At 31.6% G+C, this 22,930-nt stretch carries 17 protein-coding genes and 1 pseudogene; 1 reads left to right on the top strand and 17 read right to left on the bottom strand.

What is annotated here, in order from left to right; translation table 11 throughout:
- Positions 1-81 precede the first annotated feature (81 nt).
- The 4 genes from ilvD to CDLVIII_RS29345 all read right to left on the bottom strand — a co-directional run bounded on the left by ilvD (position 82) and on the right by CDLVIII_RS29345 (position 3,929).
- Entirely contained in the window at positions 82-1,818 is a 1,737-nt protein-coding gene (gene ilvD, locus CDLVIII_RS15445; protein WP_009170380.1) for a dihydroxy-acid dehydratase, read from the bottom strand.
- Between the two features lie 18 nt (positions 1,819-1,836).
- A complete protein-coding gene (gene dapA, locus CDLVIII_RS15440) occupies positions 1,837-2,730 on the bottom strand; it encodes a 4-hydroxy-tetrahydrodipicolinate synthase (RefSeq protein ID WP_009170379.1) in 894 nt (297 codons plus the stop codon).
- An 88-nt stretch (positions 2,731-2,818) separates the two neighbouring features.
- On the bottom strand, positions 2,819-3,577 hold the full coding sequence (locus CDLVIII_RS15435; protein ID WP_242836001.1) for an IclR family transcriptional regulator: 759 nt from the start codon (positions 3,575-3,577) through the stop codon (positions 2,819-2,821).
- Between the two features lie 94 nt (positions 3,578-3,671).
- Positions 3,672-3,929 carry a winged helix-turn-helix transcriptional regulator gene (locus tag CDLVIII_RS29345; protein WP_050816271.1) on the bottom strand — a complete coding sequence of 86 codons (258 nt, stop codon included), beginning with the start codon at positions 3,927-3,929 and terminating at the stop codon, positions 3,672-3,674.
- 182 nt (positions 3,930-4,111) lie between these two features.
- Between CDLVIII_RS29345 and CDLVIII_RS15425 the strand changes: the two genes are divergently transcribed.
- Complete coding sequence (locus tag CDLVIII_RS15425) at positions 4,112-4,318, top strand: hypothetical protein (RefSeq protein WP_009170377.1); 207 nt, start codon at positions 4,112-4,114, stop codon at positions 4,316-4,318.
- A 262-nt stretch (positions 4,319-4,580) separates the two neighbouring features.
- Here the strand turns inward: CDLVIII_RS15425 and CDLVIII_RS32575 are convergent.
- The 13 genes and pseudogenes from CDLVIII_RS32575 to metH form a co-directional block, all read right to left on the bottom strand.
- Positions 4,581-6,778 (bottom strand): annotated as a pseudogene (locus tag CDLVIII_RS32575) (glycosyltransferase family 39 protein).
- 360 nt (positions 6,779-7,138) lie between these two features.
- Positions 7,139-7,738, bottom strand: coding sequence for a nitroreductase family protein (locus CDLVIII_RS15415; RefSeq protein WP_009170376.1), 600 nt, complete (start codon positions 7,736-7,738; stop codon positions 7,139-7,141).
- Between the two features lie 60 nt (positions 7,739-7,798).
- Positions 7,799-8,497 (bottom strand): pirin family protein, encoded by a 699-nt coding sequence (locus tag CDLVIII_RS15410; RefSeq protein WP_009170375.1) that lies wholly within the window; start codon positions 8,495-8,497, stop codon positions 7,799-7,801.
- 277 nt (positions 8,498-8,774) lie between these two features.
- Positions 8,775-9,083 (bottom strand): helix-turn-helix domain-containing protein, encoded by a 309-nt coding sequence (locus CDLVIII_RS15405; RefSeq protein ID WP_009170374.1) that lies wholly within the window; start codon positions 9,081-9,083, stop codon positions 8,775-8,777.
- Positions 9,084-9,258: 175 nt separating this feature from the next.
- Entirely contained in the window at positions 9,259-10,056 is a 798-nt protein-coding gene (locus CDLVIII_RS15400; protein ID WP_009170373.1) for a polysaccharide deacetylase family protein, read from the bottom strand.
- Between the two features lie 200 nt (positions 10,057-10,256).
- Positions 10,257-10,523, bottom strand: coding sequence for a DUF6171 family protein (locus CDLVIII_RS15395; protein ID WP_035301812.1), 267 nt, complete (start codon positions 10,521-10,523; stop codon positions 10,257-10,259).
- Positions 10,524-10,527: 4 nt separating this feature from the next.
- Positions 10,528-12,006 (bottom strand): alpha-N-arabinofuranosidase, encoded by a 1,479-nt coding sequence (locus CDLVIII_RS15390; RefSeq protein WP_009170372.1) that lies wholly within the window; start codon positions 12,004-12,006, stop codon positions 10,528-10,530.
- A 97-nt stretch (positions 12,007-12,103) separates the two neighbouring features.
- Positions 12,104-12,958: a carbohydrate ABC transporter permease gene (locus tag CDLVIII_RS15385; protein WP_009170371.1), complete on the bottom strand. Its 855-nt coding sequence runs from the start codon at positions 12,956-12,958 to the stop codon at positions 12,104-12,106.
- A 23-nt stretch (positions 12,959-12,981) separates the two neighbouring features.
- Entirely contained in the window at positions 12,982-13,851 is an 870-nt protein-coding gene (locus CDLVIII_RS15380) for a sugar ABC transporter permease (protein ID WP_035302351.1), read from the bottom strand.
- Positions 13,852-13,916: 65 nt separating this feature from the next.
- Complete coding sequence (locus CDLVIII_RS15375; RefSeq protein ID WP_009170369.1) at positions 13,917-15,218, bottom strand: extracellular solute-binding protein; 1,302 nt, start codon at positions 15,216-15,218, stop codon at positions 13,917-13,919.
- A 111-nt stretch (positions 15,219-15,329) separates the two neighbouring features.
- Positions 15,330-16,940, bottom strand: a complete 1,611-nt coding sequence (locus CDLVIII_RS15370) for a response regulator (RefSeq protein WP_009170368.1) — start codon at positions 16,938-16,940, stop codon at positions 15,330-15,332.
- Positions 16,941-16,998: 58 nt separating this feature from the next.
- Positions 16,999-18,807 carry a sensor histidine kinase gene (locus tag CDLVIII_RS15365; protein WP_035301811.1) on the bottom strand — a complete coding sequence of 603 codons (1,809 nt, stop codon included), beginning with the start codon at positions 18,805-18,807 and terminating at the stop codon, positions 16,999-17,001.
- Positions 18,808-19,251: 444 nt separating this feature from the next.
- Entirely contained in the window at positions 19,252-22,893 is a 3,642-nt protein-coding gene (metH, locus tag CDLVIII_RS15360; protein ID WP_009170366.1) for a methionine synthase, read from the bottom strand.
- Positions 22,894-22,930: the final 37 nt, after the last annotated feature.

Genomic DNA, 22,930 nt, shown 5'->3' with positions numbered 1-22,930 from the left:
GGAATTATGCTTTGTTTAATATAAAATTAATACGTTATCATTAGTGATTATGAATTATAAAAATAGTAGCAATTATTTATATTATTCTAAATAAGCTCCTTTCATAGCTGAGGTAGCTTTATCAGTATATCTTTTAAAAACGCCTTTTCTTGGTTTAAATTCTGGGAGCTTCCAATTAGCTTTTCTTTTAGCTAATACTGTTTCCACTTCACTCAATTCGCAGCGTTTTCCTTCAAAACCTACGATATTTAATTTACGATTTTCTATATCCATTTCTATTAAATCCCCATCTTCTACAAGGGCTATTGGTCCTCCTGAAGCAGCTTCTGGAGATATATGTCCAATAGCAGGTCCTCTGGTAGCACCTGAGAAACGTCCATCAGTTAATAATACTGTTGAGCCATTTAGTCTGTTATCGCATACTATAGCCTCTGTTGTCATAAGCATCTCTGGCATTCCTGAACCCCTAGGTCCTTCGTATCGTATGATTAAAACATCTCCTGGATTTATCCTATCTTCTATTACGGCATTATAACAATCCTCTTCACAGTCAAAAACTCTTGCTTTCCCCAAATGATACATCATCTCTTTTGATACTGCAGCATATTTTATGACAGCACCTTCTGGAGCTATATTTCCCTTTAATACTGCAATTGAACCCATTTCCTTTGTTGTTTCAATTGGCTTTATTAATTGTTCACGCCTCAATCCATAATTATGAAGATATCCTTCAATTCTATTAAAGAAACCGTCATTTTCCATATCCTCAAGGTTCTCACCTAATGTTTTTCCTGTCACCGTTAATACATCAAGATTTAAATAATCTTTAAGCATTAGTTGTACCCTTGGAATTCCTCCAGCAAACCAGAAAGCTTCTGTTGGGTATTGTCCACTCGGATAAATATTTCCTATATGTGGAATCTTATGATTAATCTCATCAAATAGTTCAGGCTTTAGTTCAATTCCTAATTCATGAGCAATTGCTGGAAAATGAAGCATTGCATTAGTAGATCCACCAATAGCCGCATGAACTACAATTGCATTATAAAAAGCCTCTGGAGTAAGTATGTCCTTTGCAGTTATTCCTCTTTTAATCAAATTCATAACTTGTCTCCCAGCCTTTCTGGACATAGCTGTAATATCACGCATTGTTGCAGGTATAAGCGCACTTCCAGGCAAAGCCAATCCTAGAGCTTCTGCTACACACTGCATAGTGCTTGCAGTTCCAAGAAATTGACAAGCTCCAACTGATGGACATCCAGTTAGCTTAAAATCACGAACTTCCTGTGCTGTAATTGCATCTTTTTTCTTTTCTCTTAAAGAAATATCTCCTGCCTTAATTGAAGTAGACATATCTGGAGCTGGTCTCATACTTCCCCCTGGCACAAATATAGTAGGTAACCCCATGCGAGCTGCTACTTTAAGATGTGCGGGAATTGATTTATCACAAGAAGAAATTAGAACCATACCATCCCAGGATACAAAAGATCCGTGAATTTCTACCATATCTGCAATAACTTCTCTTGAAGCTAATACAAAGTTCATTCCGTCATGTCCTTGAGCACAGCCATCACATATATCTGTTACATGAAATTGTCCTGGTCGTCCTCCTTTTTCATATACTCCAATGCTTACCTGATGAGTTAATCCCATAAGATGGCTGCTTCCAGGATGACTATCTCCAAATACATCGTCAATAAGAACTTGAGGTTTTTTTATATCCTCTTCATCCCAGTCCATGCCCATTTGAAGAGAATCAAATTGTGACCAGAGTTTGCGTTCTGAAGTACTTTTTGGTGTTATAAAATTATCTTTCATATTAAAACTCCTCTCTATTTATAATAAATTAACTTTTTTAAGTATAGCTTTAACTTTCTCAACCTGATCTTTATCAAGTGTGTTTAATGGTTTGGTTGATACTGTTTCTATATCTCTTCCAGTTAGACTCACTGCTGTTTTTAGAACTGGAATAAATACTTGAGCTATATCATATAGCTTCATCAAATCGTTTACTTTACACTGCAAAATATTTAATGCCTTAAAATCCTTTTCATTATAAGCTTTATAGATTTCAGCAAATAATTTTGGAGCTACATTTGACAATCCCCCAATTAACCCGTTTCCTCCTGATAATAAGTTTGGAATAAAATATTCATCAAAGCCTGAGAACACTGCAAAATCTTTTAACTGTGATTTAACTGTTTGTATTAACTTTCTAGTATGACTCATACTATCAACTGTATCTTTAATTCCTACTATGTTATTAAAATCAACTGCTAATTTTAACACAAGCTTAGGATCAATATTTACTGCTGTTCTATCAGGAAAGTTATAGATAATAATCGGAAGTTTTACACTCCTAGCAACCTCTGCATAATATTCGTATAAACTTTTATCATCTAGTTTGAAATAATAAGGACAAACAACCACTGCAGCGTCAGCACCTTTATCTTCTGCATATTGAGTCAGTTCTATAACTTCATCAACTATAGTCCCCCCAGTTCCAATTAAAACTGGCACTCTTTTATTTACAGTCTTTATCACGAAACTTATAAGTTTCTTTTTTTCCTCCATAGGCATACCGAAAAACTCACCAGTACTTCCTAGAAATAAAATACCATTAACTCCACCATCTATTAAGCTGTTGATAATAAGTTCATTTCCTTTTAAATCAACTTTTCCCTCCTTATCGAATACTGTTATTATTGGTGTAAAAATTCCTCTAAACATATAAACCTCCTCTTTTTTGTTTCATATTTGGAACGACATTTCATATACCGATTAATTTTTAAGATGACTTTTTACGTCATCTTAAAAATCAATATAAACTTTCTTTGGTAAACCCCATCTTTCTAGAAATATCTAGTGATGCCTTTATTGCATTTTCCTTAAACAATATTATGCGTTCTGCATTAATTTTTGTCTTTGGGCTTGAAACAGATAAAGCTGCTATTACTTGTCCTGCTCTATTATATATAGGAACAGCTATACAAAACAACCCCTCTTCATTTTCCTCATCAGAGATAGAATATCCTCTTTCCCTAATTTCATTTAAATTTTTAATCAAAGTTTCTTTGTCTATAATTGTATTTTTTGTTTTAGGAACAAACGCAACTTTTTCGAAATAATTTTCCAACTGTACCCTATCATAGGCAGCTAAAATAGCCTTTCCCAAACTTGTAGAATACATAGATGTTCTAGAGCCCAAATTTCCTGTTGACTCTCTTTTATCTACGTATACAAGCTCATTGTTATTTACTACTGCTAAAAATACAGTTTCACCAACATCGTTAGATAATCTTTCTAAAATATTACCGGCTATATTTGTTAACTCAATTTTATTTAAATATAAGCTTCCAAGTTCAAAAGCTCCAATTCCTAATTCATAGCTCTTCAATCGTGCATTATTTATGGCGAGAAACTCTTCACTTATCAATGCATTTACAATATTAAATACGCTAGTTTTGGGTATATTAAGTTGTTTACTTATTTCGGCTATTGTTACAGGCTCCTGGCTATTCCCAACAAACCTTAAAATTTCTATTCCTCTTAAAATTGCTGTATTCAAGCACTCCACCATTCCTTATATGGAACATCATTCCAAATTTCAATTACATTGTATTGCATTTATTCGTTTGAGTCAAGTAAAAGTTGGCAAGAATTTTATTTGATTAATTATCTATTATTTTACATTTTTTAGATTCTTTATTTGTTTGAAATACTGTTAATGACAATTTTGTAACTACTGTATAAACAACATTATTAAGAATAATATTTCTATAGATTTTATCCACAGTATCAAATAATCTATTCTGATGAAATTCCTTACGATTTACTAAGGAATATCCTTCTAATTCTTTAAGGTAACAGCTTAATGTCTTATGTGTAATAAATAGAATATCTTTTTTAAGCTCTTCATATCTTTTCACCCCATCTGTATATAATAACCACAGTATTGTCTATTTCCATCTGCCACTAGCAATTTCTAATGTATATAATATGTTACAATCATATTAAGATCAGCCTCTATTTTAACTTTGTATTCTATAAAAAACATATAAACTGTGGTATAATGTAAAAATTATATAATGAAGATTACGGAGGTCTCTTTATGGATAAAGGTATAATAAAGATGGTAATTATAGTAACAATTATAGCAATTACCTTGCTGGTTGGCAGTTTATGTATAGCAATGCGTTATGGTGGATTAATGATGCGATCTATGAATACATCAAATCAAACAAATCAGGATGGCGGAACTGGAATGTCGTATTCATCAAATCCTGGAAATCAAAAATCTATATCACCGAACAAATAACAATTTGACAATTAACATGTAATGTATTGTAAAGCATTATCTATAATAATTACAAATCTTATCATGTTAAAAATTTAAAGTTAGATTGCATCTTGGTGCCCAAGTATGTGAAATTTTTCTGTAAATAGCTTTCTATTATAATAAGATACATGGCTAAATCACACTCCATATATCTTATTTTTTATATTAACTTGCTAGTGAAGCCACAAAAATCTAAATTATGGATTTTTGTGGCTTCACTTTTAAAATTGACTACTAGATTTTACTTTAAAATATCTGCTACAGCCTTTAAATCATACAACTTTTCAGAGTTATTACCGCCAAAACCTCCTGAATTTTGTTTTCTTGAATTTGAATTTTGACCATCACTTTCATCTGAAGTTGGTGAATTTATATTGGTTTCTTCACTACTTGTCACAGTGTTTTTGTATTCACTTTCTGGAATTTCTGTACCATTTTCAGTAACCCAATTCATAATTTCGCTGTTTCCGCCCATACCCATTCCTCCTGTCAGTACATATCTAACTTCTCCATTCTTAACCATTTCTTTAAACTCATCTAATGTAAGTATATTATCATTTGAAAAACCGCCAAGGGCCATTACTGGTTCACCTGTCTGAATTATTATATTGTCAGCACTTTGTGATGAAGATACTACAAGTAAATATTTCTCAGTTGTTTTATTACTTTCTAGGAAATTAATTAACTTTGAATTCTCACTGCTGCTTGCTTCCCTACCAAAACCAAAGCCCCCTCCTTGATTATTTGAAAGAAGTTCTAATCCAGCAGTAGGAATAGTATTATTTACACTATGAGTTATAGCAGCACTTGCTCCAATAAATGGTGTTACTAAAATAGGTATCGTAGCAATTACTGTTAATGCTTTCTTTAATTTTGTACTGTTATCTGAATCCACATTATCCTTTTTCATGATAAAAGTTATTATATTTAGAATAAAAAGTATTGCTAATACTACAAAGCACACTGTCAATGATACTAAAATTATATTTCTTACAACAGTTGATAAACTACTTGTAAAATATGATAACATAATCCCATGAATTATTCCTTCTATAGCAAAAGCTATTGATAAAAGCCATGCTTTCCATTTACCTTCTTTATAAAATTTCCACATTTCAGTAATTCCAATTCCTGATAAAGCTGCTGCTGGAGGTGCCATCATTGCTAAATAATATGGATGGAATAATCCAGTTGTATAACTAAAGTATATAAATTCAGGAACTAACCATACAAACCATAATGCTAATGATGACTTTCTATTATTATCTAATTTAAATCTTAATTTTTCTTTTAATGCACCAGCTATAAATCCTAATAATGCAAGCGGTAAAAACCAAACTATTTGATCTAATAAACTACTTTTAGTGAATAATCTTGTAAGACCTGCTTTTACCTATGCTCCAAATGTACCTTGAAGACCGCCTTGACCTCCTGGTCCTCCACCTTGTATTCCTCCATTAGGTGGCTGCATGTTATCATCTCTTTTGCTATTTCCACCATCTTGGCTTGTGCTATCAGTAGGTCCACCTTGCAATGCTTGTTGATTTCCATCTATTCCATTACTTGATATTTCTCCTCTGTTGTTTCCACCAGGAGTACCTTGAGTTGACTGCTTACTATCACCGCCTAGACCTCCATTTGAACTACCACTAAGGTCAAGTCTTTCTAATCCATTATGTCCAATTATTAATTCTAATTCACTATTATTAGTACTCCTACCTACATATGGTCTATTTTGAACTGGTACTAAATCTACAATTGCTGCCCACGAAAAAGATACTGCAATTAAAATGACTGATCCTATTATAAGATGGCCTATTTTTTTCTTAAAGGATGTTGTTCCAGATAAAAGGTATGTAATATAAATAGCCGGAGCAATCATATATGCTTCTAACATTTTTATATTAAAACCAATACCTACAAGTAACAAACTTATATAAAGATATTTTAGCTTTTCCTGCTTCTGCAGCCTTAGTGAGAACTAAACAAGCAAATAGCAATGTTACAACAAGTAAATTATCTATGGTATTATTTCTACTTGCAGCTACAAATACTGGAGTTACAGCAAGACGTAATCCTGAGATAAGCCCAGCTACGCTGCCAAACGATCTTTTTACAATATAATATAAAAGATATACTGAAACAATTCCTGCTAATGCTTATGGCAACAGTATACTCCATCCACTAAATCCAAATATTTTAGCAGATATCTCTTGTATCCAAAATCCCATCGGCGGCTTGTCAATTGTTACAAAGCTGCCCGGATCAAAAGATACAAAGAAAAAGTTCTTAAGACTTAACGTCATGCTCTTTACGCCAGCTGCAAACATAACTATTTCCATATCCCTCAATACTTATGTTTGCAAAATTAAGTATTGCTGATAATATTAAAATCAATGATATACTTATCGTTTCTTTAGTTAATTTAAATCTCTTCACAATATGTCCTCCTCTTTATTTATTGGTTTAAATCCCCCGTATATACTGATATATCAACTATTGTTATACTTCTTAACAACCTACAATACAGTTTTAATTTAAACTTTTCATATTATTTTTTTGAATCAAGTCTTGAGCTCTGTAAGCTTTTGAATCTATACTGGTATTCTATCTATTAATTATCACAGCCTTGTTACAGTCTAATCACAAATTATGTACAATTTGAATAATGAATTATAAACATAAAAATAACCCACGAAATCCATTTTTCAGATTTCATGGGTCTTGTTATTGTGGAACACACTCTTTAAAATTAGGCAATAAATTTTAATTACATAGTTTTCTTCATCATTTGTGTGATTACTTAAATACTTTAATACGTTCTTCTAATGGCTTAAATTCTTTTTCACTTGGCTCTGCTGTAGGTTTTCCAAATGGCATTTGTCCAATAATCTTCCAACTATCAGGTATGTGCCATTCTTTCTTCACATCTGATTCAATAAGTTCATTATAGTGTTGTAATGATACTCCAAAACCTTCAATTTCTAAAGCTGTCCAAATGACAAATTGATGCATTCCACTTGATTGCTGCGACCAAATTGGAAAATTGTCCTTGTAAAGCGCAAATTTTTCTTGAAGAGACTCTATTATACTCTTATCCTCAAAGAATAAAACTGTGCCATATCCACTTTTAAAAGAATTTATCTTATCTTCAGTATCCTTAAACTTGTCAGCTGGCACGATCTTTCTTAAAGCCTCCTTTGTAATGTCCCATAATTTATCATGTTCCTTGCCGAGCAATAAAACTATCCTTGCACTTTGTGAGTTAAATGCTGATGGAGTATGTTTAACAGAATGCTCTATAATTTCTTCAATCCTTTCATCCGAAACAACTGTTTCCTTACTTATTCCATAATACGAACGCCTATCTGCTACTGCGCTTAAAAAATCCTTTGACATAAATCATTCCTCCTCATTTATAAAACATATTTATAATAATTTTTAATTAAATGTAAACTATTATTCTTTTCTCATTTCTAAAACTAAAATATGAGAATTTTCCTTTGCTTTAATTAGTATATCTTCTTCAACTATTTCTAGTCCATCTTGAACATTTAATTCTATATTATTTATTTTAGATTTTCCCTCTATCTGAACTAAATACGCTTGCCTTTTTTCACCTACCAAAAACTTAATTTCATTTTCTTTCTCAAGTTCTAAAGAATAAATATTTGTATCTTGATTTATTTTTATTGGAGCCTCTCCCTTTTTACTCGAAACCATATGAAGCCATTTGTTTTCCCTGTCATTCCACTTGAACCTATAGTCTCCATAATCGGGATTATACCCTGACTTTTCCGGTAATATCCATATTTGTAACAATCTTAATCTTTTTTCACCATAATTAATTTCACTATGATATACTCCTGTCCCAGCGCTCATGTATTGAACATGTCCTCGAGTTATTGTGTTTTTATTCCCCATACTATCTTCATGTGTAAGATCACCATTAATTACGTATGTTATTATTTCCATATCTTTATGAGGATGTGTATCAAATCCTGTGTCAGGTTCAATTAAATCATCATTTATAACCCTTAAAGTTCCAAACCTAATATTAAATGGATTATAATATTCTGCAAAAGAAAAATGAAATTTACTTCTTAACCATCCCAGATCACTACTTCCCATGCTCGTACTATCAATCTTTCGTAACACTTTACATCCCTCCTATTCATTATTATTAATATATAATCAAAATATCCCAAATCTTTCTATTAAATTCACTAAACTTACGAAAACTCACTCAAACAATTTAATATAGTTCATTACTTTTAGTAACTAACTATATATAAATTATAATACACTTATTATTGCTGGTCAATAATATTTAAAACTATTTTTCTAAATATCATTTTTAATAAAAGATAAAAAGCGGCTACCTCAAATTTATTTTGATTAAGCCGCTTTCTTATGCTTTTTATAATATATTTAACTAAGTCCATTTTTCTGCCCATTTTTGAATTTCATCCATAGCGCTTTGAAGATCTCTTCCTTTTTCCGTCAACTCATATTCTATTCGTACTGGAGTTTCTGGATAAACCTTTCTTATAATAATTCCTTCCTTCTCCAATTCCTTAAATCTTTCTGTAAGCATACGAGCACTCATATTAGGAATTGCTTCTGCTATATCTGAAAAACGATTTTGATCATTCAATAACGTTCTTATAATCAAACCGGTCCATCTTTTCCCTAGTAGTTCAAAGGCATTTTCAAACTTTGGACACATATGAAACTTTTCCATTTTCAATCACCACCTTTAGTTATTTTATCACACTTACTTTATAATAGTAAGTACGTTATTTTATTCTTAATCTTTGATTATAATTAAACCACCTTTTCTGATGAAAATTATATTTGTAAATCAATTTTACATCAGAAAAGGTGGTTTTAATAATATAAATTTAAATTTTAATATATTATAATCTTATTGTTTCTCCACATTTAACTTCCACAGCTTTATTGTCTACGCTAATCCATACTGTTATTGCAGTCGGATTATATACAATATCTCCTTTTGCAGAGAATTCAAGTTTTTTTAATGCCTTAATATATCTCATTACCTCAATGTTGCTCGCAAACCAAATTTCTTTATTTTTATAAACTAACTCACAAAAATTCTCAATCAAATTCCAGTTATTATTTCTTTCAAACTCAAAGCTATGTCCCCAAACATACATTAGTTTTAATTTTCCATTAAATTCATAATTCGAAAATTCTTGTCCAAGCTCCATAAGGTTATCATCATGATGACAAGTTGCATTCCAAGCCAAGAAATTTTCTGGAATATAAAAATCATGATGTGAAACTACAGTTCTTGAGTACTGAATTCCAATACTCTCAAGCGTTTTTATAATCTTTCCATTAAAAGCTCCATAAGGATACGACATTCCTTTTATAGGATAACCAACTAAAGACTCTAAGCATTTTCTGTCTTCAAATATTTCTTCTATGATACCTTCAACTGGTATGCAGTCTAGAAATGGATGCATTTTTGCATGCAGGGAAACCTCATGACCTTCATAAAGCCTTGCAACTTCAGCTTTAGTTATAAAGTTCTCCTTATCTAGGATTCCTGAGTTTAAATGAAACGTACCTTTTATTCCATACTTATTAAATATGCTTATTAATCTCCTATCAAAAATTTGTCCATCATCATAACTCATGGTTAATGCTTTTGTTTTTCCTTCTGGAAATAAATCAAAATTAATATTCATACCTTTCACCTCAAATTTTATATTTTTAACTCAGTAAAAAACAATATACCAACGCTATAACATATATTTATTCTTAATCATTCCCCTTGACTAAATGCTCTTTGGAACAGATTCAACTAAACTTAACTACAATATAAAATTTCATCTAAAAAGTCTAATTTGTCTTATACATATGACTTTAACTTTTTGCCCTCATAACCTTATTTCCACATAGAGTTGTTGGGATATGGACAATCTTTCTCCTGCTGCAAGGCTCTAACCTGCACAATACATCCACATTCTCTGCAGGTTGTATTATACTCTAGATATTTACAGCTTTCGCATTTCTGAAGTCTTCTACTATACACTTCCTCAGATACTAAATTAAAATTTTTGCTATTAATAATACTTAAGATCATTGCTTTTATATCCTCTGGTGGAACCTTGACACTTGCCGAGCACCCTTTACAGTTATCTATATATGCCATCTAATTACGTTAGCTCCAATGTAACTAAGGACATAGCAGGAAGTACTGCTGTAAGTCTTCCTTCTGCTATACTTGCAGCATCAAATGATTTTAGTGATACTTTATCTGGATCTTCAAAGGTATTATGAGCATTCATTGCATCTGCAGTAAGTATAGTTCCTGTCACCTTATCCATTACTTTCCCTCTAAGCTCGCACTGAATATCAGCGGATTTTATAGGACTTAAATTACATAAGGATACATGAAGCTTACCATCCTTGTCCATCGAGGCAGTAGCAGTTACCTGTGGTATCTTATCTTCACCAAAAATATAGTCACCTGATTCAATATTTAGATCAATTAATTCAGCATCATGGTGAACCTTATACATATTAAAAGCATGATAAGTTGGAGTTAATATCATCTTTGAACCTTCTGTAAGTATAACAGCTTGAAGTACATTTATGGTCTGAGCTATATTCGCCATTTGCACTCTATCACAGTGCTTATGAAAAATATTAAAATTTACTCCGGCAACTAAAGCATCCCTTATTGTATTTTGTTGATACAAGAAGCCTGGATTTGTTCCTGGTTCAACATCAAACCAAGTCCCCCATTCATCCACTATTAAAGCAACTTTCTTCTCTGGGTCATATTTATCCATAATTGCTGAATGCCTCGTAAGAAGCTCTTCCATCATCATTGATTTTTTTATAGTAATAAACCATTCTTCTTCACTAAACTCCGTAGCAGAACCTTTACCAATCCAGAAATCCCCTGGTATTGTGTAATAATGCAAGCTCATTCCGTCCATAAATTTGCCTGCTTCTCTCATAAGCACTTCAGTCCAGTTATAATTATAATCATTAGGACCACAGGCTATTTTGAATATTTTATTATCCCCGAAGTTCCTTACGTAGGTTGAATATCTTCTATATAGATCAGCATAGTATTCTGGACGCATATTACCACCACAGCCCCAGTTTTCATTTCCAACCCCAAAGTATGTAAGCTTCCAAGGTTTCTCATTACCATTTTCTGATCTTAAATTTGACATTGGTGATTCTCCATCAAAAGTCATATACTCAATCCATTCTCTCATTTCTTGAACTGTTCCGCTTCCCACATTACCACAAATATATGGTTCTGCTCCTAACAGCTCACAAAGTTCAAAAAATTCATGTGTACCAAAGTGATTGTTTTCTGTAACTCCACCCCAATGTACATTCACCATCTTAGGCCTTGACTTTGGATCACCTATACCATCTTTCCAATGATATTCATCAGCAAAACATCCTCCTGGCCATCTAAGAACTGGAATCTTTAACTCTTTTAAAGCTTCTACTACATCTTTTCTTATCCCATTTATATTTGGTATTTCCGAGTCCTTTCCTACCCAAAACCCACCATAAATACATCTCCCTAAATGTTCAGCGAAATTACCATAAATATTCTTATTTATTTTTCCTTTTTTAATATCTGTATTAATAATTATCTTTGCCATTTTACACCTCTCAAAACTAATTTTTAGTGCACAGAAATAAAAACAAATTACTACTAAACAACCATTTTTTAACTATACATCATACAAAAGCTTTATATTATTCCTTTACTGCACCAGCAGTAAGGCTTTTTTGTACTTGATCACTTAAAAGTATATATATCACTATTGTTGGTATTGTTGCAATAACAAGGCCTGCACCTATATCTCCCCATTTTGTTACATAATTACCTACCATAGACATAATGCCTACCGTAAGCGTTTTAAATTCAGTTTTATTTATAAAGGTTACTGCAAACATCAACTCATTCCATGAAGACAGATATGTGAATATTGCTACAGTAGCCATAGCTGGTCTTATAATAGGAATAATTATAGAAAAGAATATTCTAAAAATGCCACATCCATCTATTACTGCCGCTTCTTCCAATTCCTTTGGAATCCCTTGTAAAAATGCTGCTAATATAATAACTGCCATTGGAATAGCAAAAGCTGTGTAAGGTATGATTAAAGCCCAATATGAGTTTAACATTTTTAAATTTTTTAGAACCATAAATAACGGCAATAATGCTGCATGAATTGGAACCATCATTCCTATTAATATTATTATCAAAGTAGGTTTACTAAATTTCCATTTCATGCGGCTGATTGCATAAGCTGTCATAGAAGACAACAAGAGCACTAAAGCTATAGTGATTACTGTAACAATTACACTGTTAAAGAAATATTTCATGACATTAGCCTGTTTAATAGCACTTTCATAGTTTTCAATACGCCACACATGTGGAAGGCCAGCAATGTTACCACCAAATATCTCACCATTATCTTTAAACGAGAATAGAACCAACCATACAAGTGGATATATCTGTATTATTGCAACAATAATGAGAAATATCTGTATAGGTATTTTACTTATATTCCTTTTACCGTTTGAAGAACTTTCAAGCATTTTCATCTAAACTCACTTCCTTCCATTTTTTACTCTGTTTTAATAAGTCTATCGAGCATTACTGTAAGTATCAAACATTCTATTATGATAAATACCGACATTGCACTTCCATAGCCGTATTTATAATTATCAAAAATAGTAGTATACATCAAGGTACTTGGAACTTCTGTCGAGAAAAATGGCCCACCATTAGTTAATACATAAATCAAATCAAATACCTTCAACGCACCAATCAACGAGAAAGTCATACAAACCTTTAAAATGGGTTTTAAAAGTGGAATAGTAATATACCATGCTGTTTTTATAGGAGAAGCTCCATCTATCTTTGCTGCTTCGTTAATATCTGAAGAGATTGACTTTGCTCCAGCATACATAATCAGCATATGATAGCCCACATACTGCCATAATATAGGAATAAAACAACTTATAAGAGCTGTATCTTCTTTTCCTACCCAGTCATGGGCTAATTGGTTTAGTCCAATAGCTCTAAGCATAGTATTTAGTAGTCCATAATCAGCATTATATATTTTAATCCAGAGTTGTCCAATTACAACAGTAGAAATAATTACAGGTATAAAATAAACTGTACGATAAAACTTTTCAAATTTAACTCCTGAAGCCAAAATCAGCGCTAAAAGAAGAGATATAGGTAGTTGAATTACTATGGAAACAAATGCAAATAATAATGAATTCTTAACTGAATGCAAGAATCTTGCGTCCATAAACATATTCTTATAATTATCTAATCCAATAAATGTTCCGCTTCCTACACCGCCCCAATCAAGCATACTATATTTTACCGATAAGATAATCGGAATAAATATAATTGTAAACATTATTATTAGCGTTGGAAGCACAAATATACAAATTGTTTTTTTGTTTGATAAAATAGAATTTATGATAATCACCTCTTCAATAAAGACTGTGGCAAAACATTTTGTTTTACCACAAATCCTATGCTGTTTTACTTTTCTCCTTCTACTTTGGACATTTTATCGCAGAATTCTTCTGGAGTAATCTTCTTCCCTAAAAGTTCTGCAATGAGATTCTTATGTGTCTCTGAAGAATCTGCAGGGAGTATATTATCCCACCAGTTAATAAATGATGTACCTGTTGCCATTAGCTCTGCTGATTTCTTTGTTAAATCAGAAACTGTAGAGGTATCCAATCCTTTTGTATCCCAGCATGGTAGACCTGCATTTGCTAAATAACCTTCTTTACCTATTTTTTCGCTTAAGTAAATTAAGAATTGAGCAGCCTCCTTAGGATGTTTTGTATTTGCATTAGCATAGAAACCGTCTACACCACCGCCATAAAACTCTGTTGCCTTACCCGCACCATCCTTAAATAAAGGAAATGGCACTGCTACAACTTTTCCGCTACTAGCTGCTGATTTATCTTCTATTGGTGAGTTTACCCAATTCGCTTGAAACATCATTGCAGAATTACCTCCTGTGAAAGCACCTAACATTTCATCGTAACTCATACTAAACATGTTATCGTTAAAGGCTCCAGCATCAGCCATTTCCTGAATCTTTTTTGCAGCTTCTATGAATTGAGGCGAATTAAATTTTGATGGATCTTTTAGTGCTGCCATAGCTGCATCATTTCCTGCCTGACGCATAGCAAAGATATCAAACCAATACATTCCAGGCCATCTATCCTTTTCTCCTAGTGCTATCGGAGTAATATTAGCTGCGCGTAACTTCTTTACAGCATCAAGCAATTCATCATATGTGGTAGGTATTTTTGCTCCAGCCTTATCAAATAACTCTTTATTACAATATAAGCTTGCTATAAATGAATACATTGGCAAACTATAAGTCTTCCCATCAACTACGCACCCATCTATAGTACCTTTAACTAGCTTGTCTTTAACGTCTTGAGTAAGATATTCATCAAGAGCCAGCATATTTCCTGATTGTATATAAGGTTTAACAAAACTTCCTCCATACATATACTCTATATCAGGCCCCTCATTTGCTGCTATAGCTGTTTTAATCTTTGTTTTGTATTGCTCCCCTGTAACTCCATCTTGTTCTACAATTATATCTGGATGTTCTTTGTTCCACTCTTCAACAGCTTCTTTTAGTAATTTTGAAGTTGGATCAGTATCGCCAACAGATTGATGCCACATTGACAATTTAATTGTTCCATTTCCTCCGCTAGAACTATCTACACTTGTTGAACTTGAACATGCAGTGAAGGAAAGCGCCATTGCACTAACAAGTGTAGCAGTTATTATTTTTAAGACATGTTTTTTCATTAAAGATCCCCCTTATATATGTTTTTTTACTTCTCTTAATATTCTAGAAGTATCTGATATTGTTTACAATTCAATATCTGCACATAAATATTCAAAAAAACAACATGTTATCTAGACTTTTTTAAACTTTCTAAATTCATTAATGCAAAGTCCTGTATGCTTTTTAAATAGAATGCTTAGATAATGGGAATCACTTATTCCAACCCTTTCACTAATCTGAGATCCATTTAAATTTGTTTCCAACAAAAGTTTTTGAACTTTTTTAATTCTTATTTCAGTAAGATACTCGATAAAAGTCTTAGAAGTTTGCTGTTTAAATAGACGTCCCAAATGTCCTGAGCTTATAAAGAATTCTTTTGCAACACTAGATAGTGATAAATCTTGATTGGAAATATTATTATTTAAATATTCCTTTACATTTTTAATAAATGTATTCGCTTTTACTGCATTCGATTTTTGCATCAATCCAGTAATGTCTTCTACACATTCTCTCATGCACTGTTTTAGTTCTGGCAAATTATCAGCTTTTAAAATCAATTCATTTATTTTTTCATGGCTTTTCCAAATGTCTGTAGGAGTAATTTTCTGTTCACTAGCAATGCGTTGACAGGCAAATAACACATCTAAAGCCTGTAATCTCGCTTTTTTCATAGTTTCCAGATAACCAATAGCTGAAATGGTAAATATCTGTTCTAAAATTTCTAAAGCATTTTCCTTTGCTCCTGCATTAATAAATAAGCTTAACTTCCCTATCTTATCTTCATCTCTGTTATGAAAAATATTTTCACCTACATGTATGTCAGTGTAACTTATAACCTGGTTCTTTCCAGCAATAACTTTGTAGTTCACCGCTTCTATGGCCTCTTTGTAAGAAAATCTGATATTTTGAGCCTCTCCTTTTTTCATACCAACTCCCAAACTTACAGAACACTCTAACCTGTCTATAATTATTTTTTTTAGCAATTCACAACTTTCTATTAAATCTACCTTTTCACTATTTGATAATATTGCAATTCTTCTTCCATTATCAAAAAATACAAAAACATAATTATCTTCTTTAAAAAAATTTTGTATAATATTAAAGCACTGCATAGATAGCAAAATTTTATTTTCTTCTTTTCTCTCATCTTTTATTAAATTATCCACTTCTATCAATGCTATCTGGAATACATTATAGTAAAGATCTACATTAATCTTAAAATACTCAAATTTACTCATGATCTCTTCCGACGTTAGCTGATCAAATAAAAGTTCATTCAAAAACTTCTCTTTTAAAATTGGTAAACTTTCATGAACCTGCTTTTTCAATTGATTATATTCCTCTTCATGATTTCTTTTTGAGTTTATTATATTTCTAAGCTTGCTTAAGGTCTCCATAAGTTCAGATGAATTTATAGGTTTTAAAATAAAATCATATATTCCAAGTTTAATACCACTTCTTGCATATTCAAAATCATCATAACCTGTAACAATAATAATTTTAATATCCGGATATTTTTCTATTATATTCTTACTAAGTTCAATTCCATCCATAGAAGGCATGCATATATCAGTAAATATAATGTCTGGATTTAATTTATCTATCAATTCTAAAGCTTGCTCTGCATTTCCTGCTTCTCCTACGACTTCCATATTTACGTCTTCCCAATTAACCTTCATCTTTATGAGATTTCTAATTAAATATTCATCATCTACAATAATAACCTTTAATATACCTTTCATTTTTATAACCATTCCTTTCTTGAAGCATAAAGCATTATGAAATTATTTCTTTCAGACTTCAATAGTCTTTGTGCTCGATGTTTATATACAATAAAATTTTTGTGCCTCCCCCGAACTTGCTTTCAATTTTGCACGCTTCATCATCCCCATAAAAAATTCTAATTCTTTCAAAAGTTCCCCTAAGTCCAAAGCTTTCCTTAATACTTTTATTATTATTGCTTATAATATCTTCTATTTGCTTCTCACTCATTCCAGCACCATCATCTTCTACTGATATAATAACAATTCCATTGTTCCTATGAACACTAATTTTGATAGTTCCATTTTTCCCATTTTCTCTAATTCCATGATATAGTGCATTTTCAACAAGTGGCTGCAAAATAAGCTTAGGAATCTTATAATCTAGGCAGCTTGCTTCAATTAAATATTCTGCTTTGAATAAATCTGGATATCTTATCTTTTGAATTTTGAGATAGTTTTTAACCATTTCTATTTCTTCTCTAATGGTTATAATTTCCTTGCCTTTGCTAACGCTTGTCCTATAATAATTACCTAAAGCTTCTACTAATTCGCTTACCTCTTTATTGCAGCCTGAAAGAGCCAGTGAATTAATTGAATCTAACGTATTATATAAAAAATGAGGTTTAATCTGAGCTTGAAACGTATACAGTTCTGCTTTTCTGATTGTCTTTTGTTCTTCTATAACGTGAACAATAAGCTTTTTTATTTCTGCTATCATTATGTTATAGCCGCTGCAAAGTTTCTTCAGTTCATAACCATAAGCCTTAATATGTACCTCATTGAATACGCCTTTTTCTATATCTTTCATAGAATTCAGTAAATATCCAATAGGCATAGTAAAAATTCTAGATATACCAATAGAACAAACAAATAGGATAATTCCATTAAACAATATAACTATAAAACCTATAAATATCATAGTCATATTTTCTTTATAAAGTTTAGTAAAAGGAATAACACTTACAAATTTCCAATTATAATCATTTTTAGAGCTGTAACTAATAAGATATTCTGTTTTATCTATTTTTTTCATCTTATACCCTATATCCTTACCTACAAACTCATCACCTGCTCTTATCATTTCATTATCTATATTTATATTCCCTTGTACACTTCCCTCTTTATTATTTACGCTTTTTAATGATGTAATTTTCTGATTTTTTTCATCTAATACGGTTATATTAGTTTCAACATCACTAGAGATATTATCAAAAACCTGTTTAAATGATTTTTGTGGAATATTAATTACTAAAACGCCTAACTTATCTACATTATCCATATCTCTTACTAGACGTATCAAAGAAACATAGTTATCTTGACTATTTTCAAAGGTTACCCCTCCTCCATTTAATTCCAGTATAAATCCCCCGTTTTTTTCCATTACACGTTTATACCATTCTGCGTTAATAATTTTATAAGCTGAAAGACTTGGTAATACATCTGCTCCTACCGAATAGACATTGCTAGAATTATCTAAAATATACACTGAACTTACATAAGGCACGGACTGAATAAATTTATACAAGTATGAACTTACCTTAGCCTGTGCATTTAAATCCTCATACATACCACCTTGCCTTAAAAGCTTTTGCAAATCACTATTGGATAAAACCATTTTAGACAGACTGTCTGCATTATTAATCATCAAATTAATATTTGTCTGTATAGAATTTAATGTTTGAACAGACACTTCACTGACTTTTTTCTGTGTAATATTTAAATATATTTTTTCATAAAAAAAACTACTTACAAAAGTCGAAGCCACAATAAGTACAAAATAAAACAAAGCTATTATCAGTCCAATTTTACCATCAGATAATTTTTTATTTAGTTTTTTAATCAACATTCCTATACACCCCATAAACTCAAATTCTACATTTATCGTAAAATTCAATAATTATCCTTTGAGAACTTATAGCATTCCACATTTAGAAGTTAATTTTCCAAAAATAATTTTGAGAACATTAGAATTACTTTTTCCACATTATATCATCTAAAATAAATTATGAATTAAATAAATCACACAATATCATAACATCAATTATTCTAAAAATTATATCACAATCAAGTTGCATATTTTATCATTTGTTGTAAATAATGTATTTTCATATATTAATTAAATAAAATCATTATTTTAAAAAAGATGTAATTAAATAAAAAAGGCCCCACAAAAATCCAACTTTTAGATTTTTGTAGGGCTTGTTGATATAAGAAAATTTAACTTTCTAAATTAGGAAAAATGTTTAGATTCGCTTTGAATAATCTATCTAATATTATTAACTCAAGATATTTAATCTATAAGTGTATACATAAGCTTTCTAAGTTCACCCTTATCCCTGCCATTCCTCTTAACATAATCTTCAAACTGATCTTCATCAATTTTATTAATGTCAAAATACTTAGCATTCTTATTTCCAAAATAAAGGCCGCAGGTGCTTGCTGTTGGGGACATCATATAACTATCCGTAAGTTCTACTTTTAACTCTACCTCTTTATCAAGAAGATTAAATAGTTTTACCTTCTCTGAATGATCTCTAAGGGAAGGATAACCTATTGCTGGTCTTATTCCTCTATAATTACCTTTAAAGATATCTTCCATTAATAAGTTTTCCTCTTTTGAATATGCCCAAAATTCTTTTCTTACTTTTTCATGAATATATTCTGCAAGGGCTTCTGCAAGTCTGTCTGCAAGCAATATTACCATTGTTGCACTGTAATCATCACCAGAAGCTTTAAGTTTATCTGCGTATTCCTTTGCTCCTACTCCACCTGTAGTAATGAAGGCACCTATATAATCTTTTATTTCACTATTCTTTGGTGCTATATAATCTGATAAACAAAGGTACGTGTTATCTTTTTTCTCCTCTTGTTGTCTAAGAAGATTAAAAGTGGTTACCTCTGAGTTATTATAAACTTCAATATTATCACCTACAGAATTAGCTTCAAAAATACCAAAAGCTGCATTTGCTTTTAGGATATTTTCACTTTCTATTTTATCAAGCATCTTTTCAGCATCAGCTAATAATTTTTTAGCTTCTTCACCGTATTTGGGATCTTCAAGTATTTGTGGATATGGCATTCCCATATCCCAGCCTATGAAGAAAAAGCTCCAATCTATATACTTTCTTAATTTTCCTATAGGAAAATCTATGAATTTCTTTATTCCTAGCATCTTAGGTTTATCTATTTGTTCCTTATCCCACTCTATCTTTAAGTTATTTTTTCTTGCATAATCTAATGGAATGAATTTTCTAGGCACTTTGTTGAAAAGTTCTCTTATTTTTTCATATTCTGCTTCTAAAGCTTTAAGATATTCGGCTTTTTTATCTTTATTTAAAAGATATTTCGCGGCCTCAACAGCTTTTGATGCATCGGTTGTATGAATTACTCCACCTGAGTATTTTGGTGCAATTTTAATTGCAGTATGAGCTCTCGAGGTTGTTGCTCCACCAACCATTAGTGGAATTTTAAAGCCCTGCTTTTCCATCTCTTCAGCGACAGTTGCCATTTCTTCTAGAGAAGGAGTTATAAGGCCGCTTAAGGCTATAATATCTGCATTTTCATTTTTAGCTGTTTCTAAAATAACTTCTGTAGGTACCATTACTCCAAGGTCGATGACTTCAAAGTTATTGCAAGAAAGTACCACTGATACAATATTTTTACCTATATCATGAACATCACCTTTTACAGTTGCAAAAACTATTTTTCCTGCACTAACACTTCCACTGCTGCTTTTTTCTTCTTCTAGATATGGCATTAAAACTTCAACAGCCTTCTTCATAACTCTTGCACTTTTTACAACCTGAGGTAAAAACATCTTTCCGTCACCAAAAAGTTTGCCTACTTCATTCATACCATCCATAAGAGGTCCTTCTATTACCTCTAAAGATTTGCTATATTCTGTTCTTACTTCTTCAACATCCTCTTTAATATATTTATCTATACCTTTTACTAAGGCAGTTTTTAATCTCTCTTTAACATTTTCGTTTCTCCAAGCTTCTTTGCTCTCTTCTGCTTTGCTCTCAGCTTTGTTGTAGGTTGCTGCAAATTCCAAAAGCTCCTCTGCTGCATTTTCACTCTTATTAAAGATAACTGCTTCTACTTTTTCAAGTAACGCTTCATCAATTTCATCATAAATCTGTATCATTCCAGGGTTTACGATGCCCATATCCATTCCAGCTTTAATTGCATGATATAAGAACACTGAATGCATAGCTTCCCTGATTACATTGTTACCTCTAAAGGCAAAGGAAAGATTACTTACACCACCGCTTACTTTTGCATAAGGTAAATTTTCTTTTATCCACTTAGTTGCATTAATAAAGTCCACGGCATAATTATTATGTTCTTCTATTCCTGTTGCAATTGTTAGAATATTAGGATCAAAAACTATATTTTCTGGAGGAAATTTAACTTCGTTTACTAAAATATCATAAGCTCTTTTACAAATGCTTATCTTTTTCTCATAAGAATCTGCCTGCCCATTTTCATCAAAAGCCATGACAACAGCTGCTGCTCCAAAGTCTTTTATAACTTTAGCCTGTCTTTTAAATTCCTCTTCTCCTACTTTAAGACTTATGGAATTTACTATTGGTTTTCCTTGAAGTGCTTTAAGTCCAGTTACAAGAACCTCAAACTTAGAGGAATCTATCATTACTGGCACTTTAGAAATTTCAGGTTCACCTGCTAAAAGTTTAAGAAAATTATCCATCTCCTCTTTTGCCTCTAAAAGAGCATCATCAAAGTTTATGTCTACTACTTGAGCTCCATTTTGAACCTGATCTTTTGCGATAGATAAAGCTTCCTCGTAATTTTTCTCTCTTATTAATCTTGCAAATTTCGCCGATCCTGCAACATTTGTTCTTTCACCAATATTTATAAAATTATTTTCCTTGTTTGCTCTAAGAGCTTCTAAACCGCAATAAACTGTTTCCTTCTCAACATCAGGTATCTTTCTTGGTGGTATATCCTTTATTGCTTCACTTATTGCTTTTATATGATCTGGCGTTGTACCACAACAACCACCGACAATATTTAGACATCCATCCTCTGCTAAGCCTTTTATTAAAGCAGCTGTATCTTCTGGTTTTTCATCATATTCACCAAAAGAATTTGGAAGTCCTGCATTTGGATACATGCTTATAAATCTATTTTGAGTTTTTGAAAGATATTTTACAAATGGTATTAAATCTTTTGCTCCAAAAGAACAATTTAAACCTATTGCAATTATACTCTCATCTACCATAGTATTTACAAATGCTTCTAAAGTCTGCCCTGAAAGAATTCTTCCGCTTTTATCTGCAATAGTCCCAGAGATTATTACAGGTAACTCCTTGCCTTTCTCTAAAAATGCAGACTTCGCTCCCATAAGCGCAGCCCTTGCATTTAATGCATCAAAAATTGTTTCTATAAGAATTAAATCTACTCCTCCATCAATAAGCCCTAAAACCTGATCTTTATATGCTTCCTTCAATTCATCAAAGCTTATATTTCTATAGCCTGGATTTTCAACATCTGGAGATAAAGAAGCAGTTTTATTTGTAGGCCCAAGTGATCCTGCTACAAAACGAGGTTTATCTGGATTTTCTGCTGTAAATTTATCTGCAGCTTCTTTTGCAATCTTTGCACCTTCAAAATTAAGTTCATATATTTTATCTTCCATTTCGTAGTCTTTTTGAGATATACTAGTACTATTAAATGTGTTAGTTTCAATTATATCTGCACCAGACTCCAAATAGGCTTCATGAATTTCTCTTATTATATTAGGATTAGTGAGATTTAAAATATCATTATTTCCTTTTTGATTACAAGAGATGTTTAGATTCCCTCTATAATCTTTTTCTTCTAATTTATAATTTTGAATACAAGTTCCCATAGCCCCATCTAGTACTAGTATTCTTTTTTCTAATAACTCTTTAATTTGTAAATTCATCAAGTTTCCTCCCCAAATTGTTTTATATATAGTCTAA

The sequence above is a fragment of the Clostridium sp. DL-VIII genome (assembly GCF_000230835.1).
Taxonomy (GTDB): domain Bacteria; phylum Bacillota; class Clostridia; order Clostridiales; family Clostridiaceae; genus Clostridium.
The sequence above is the reverse complement of the archived record's forward strand: the minus strand, read 5'-3'. Positions and strand labels throughout refer to the sequence as shown.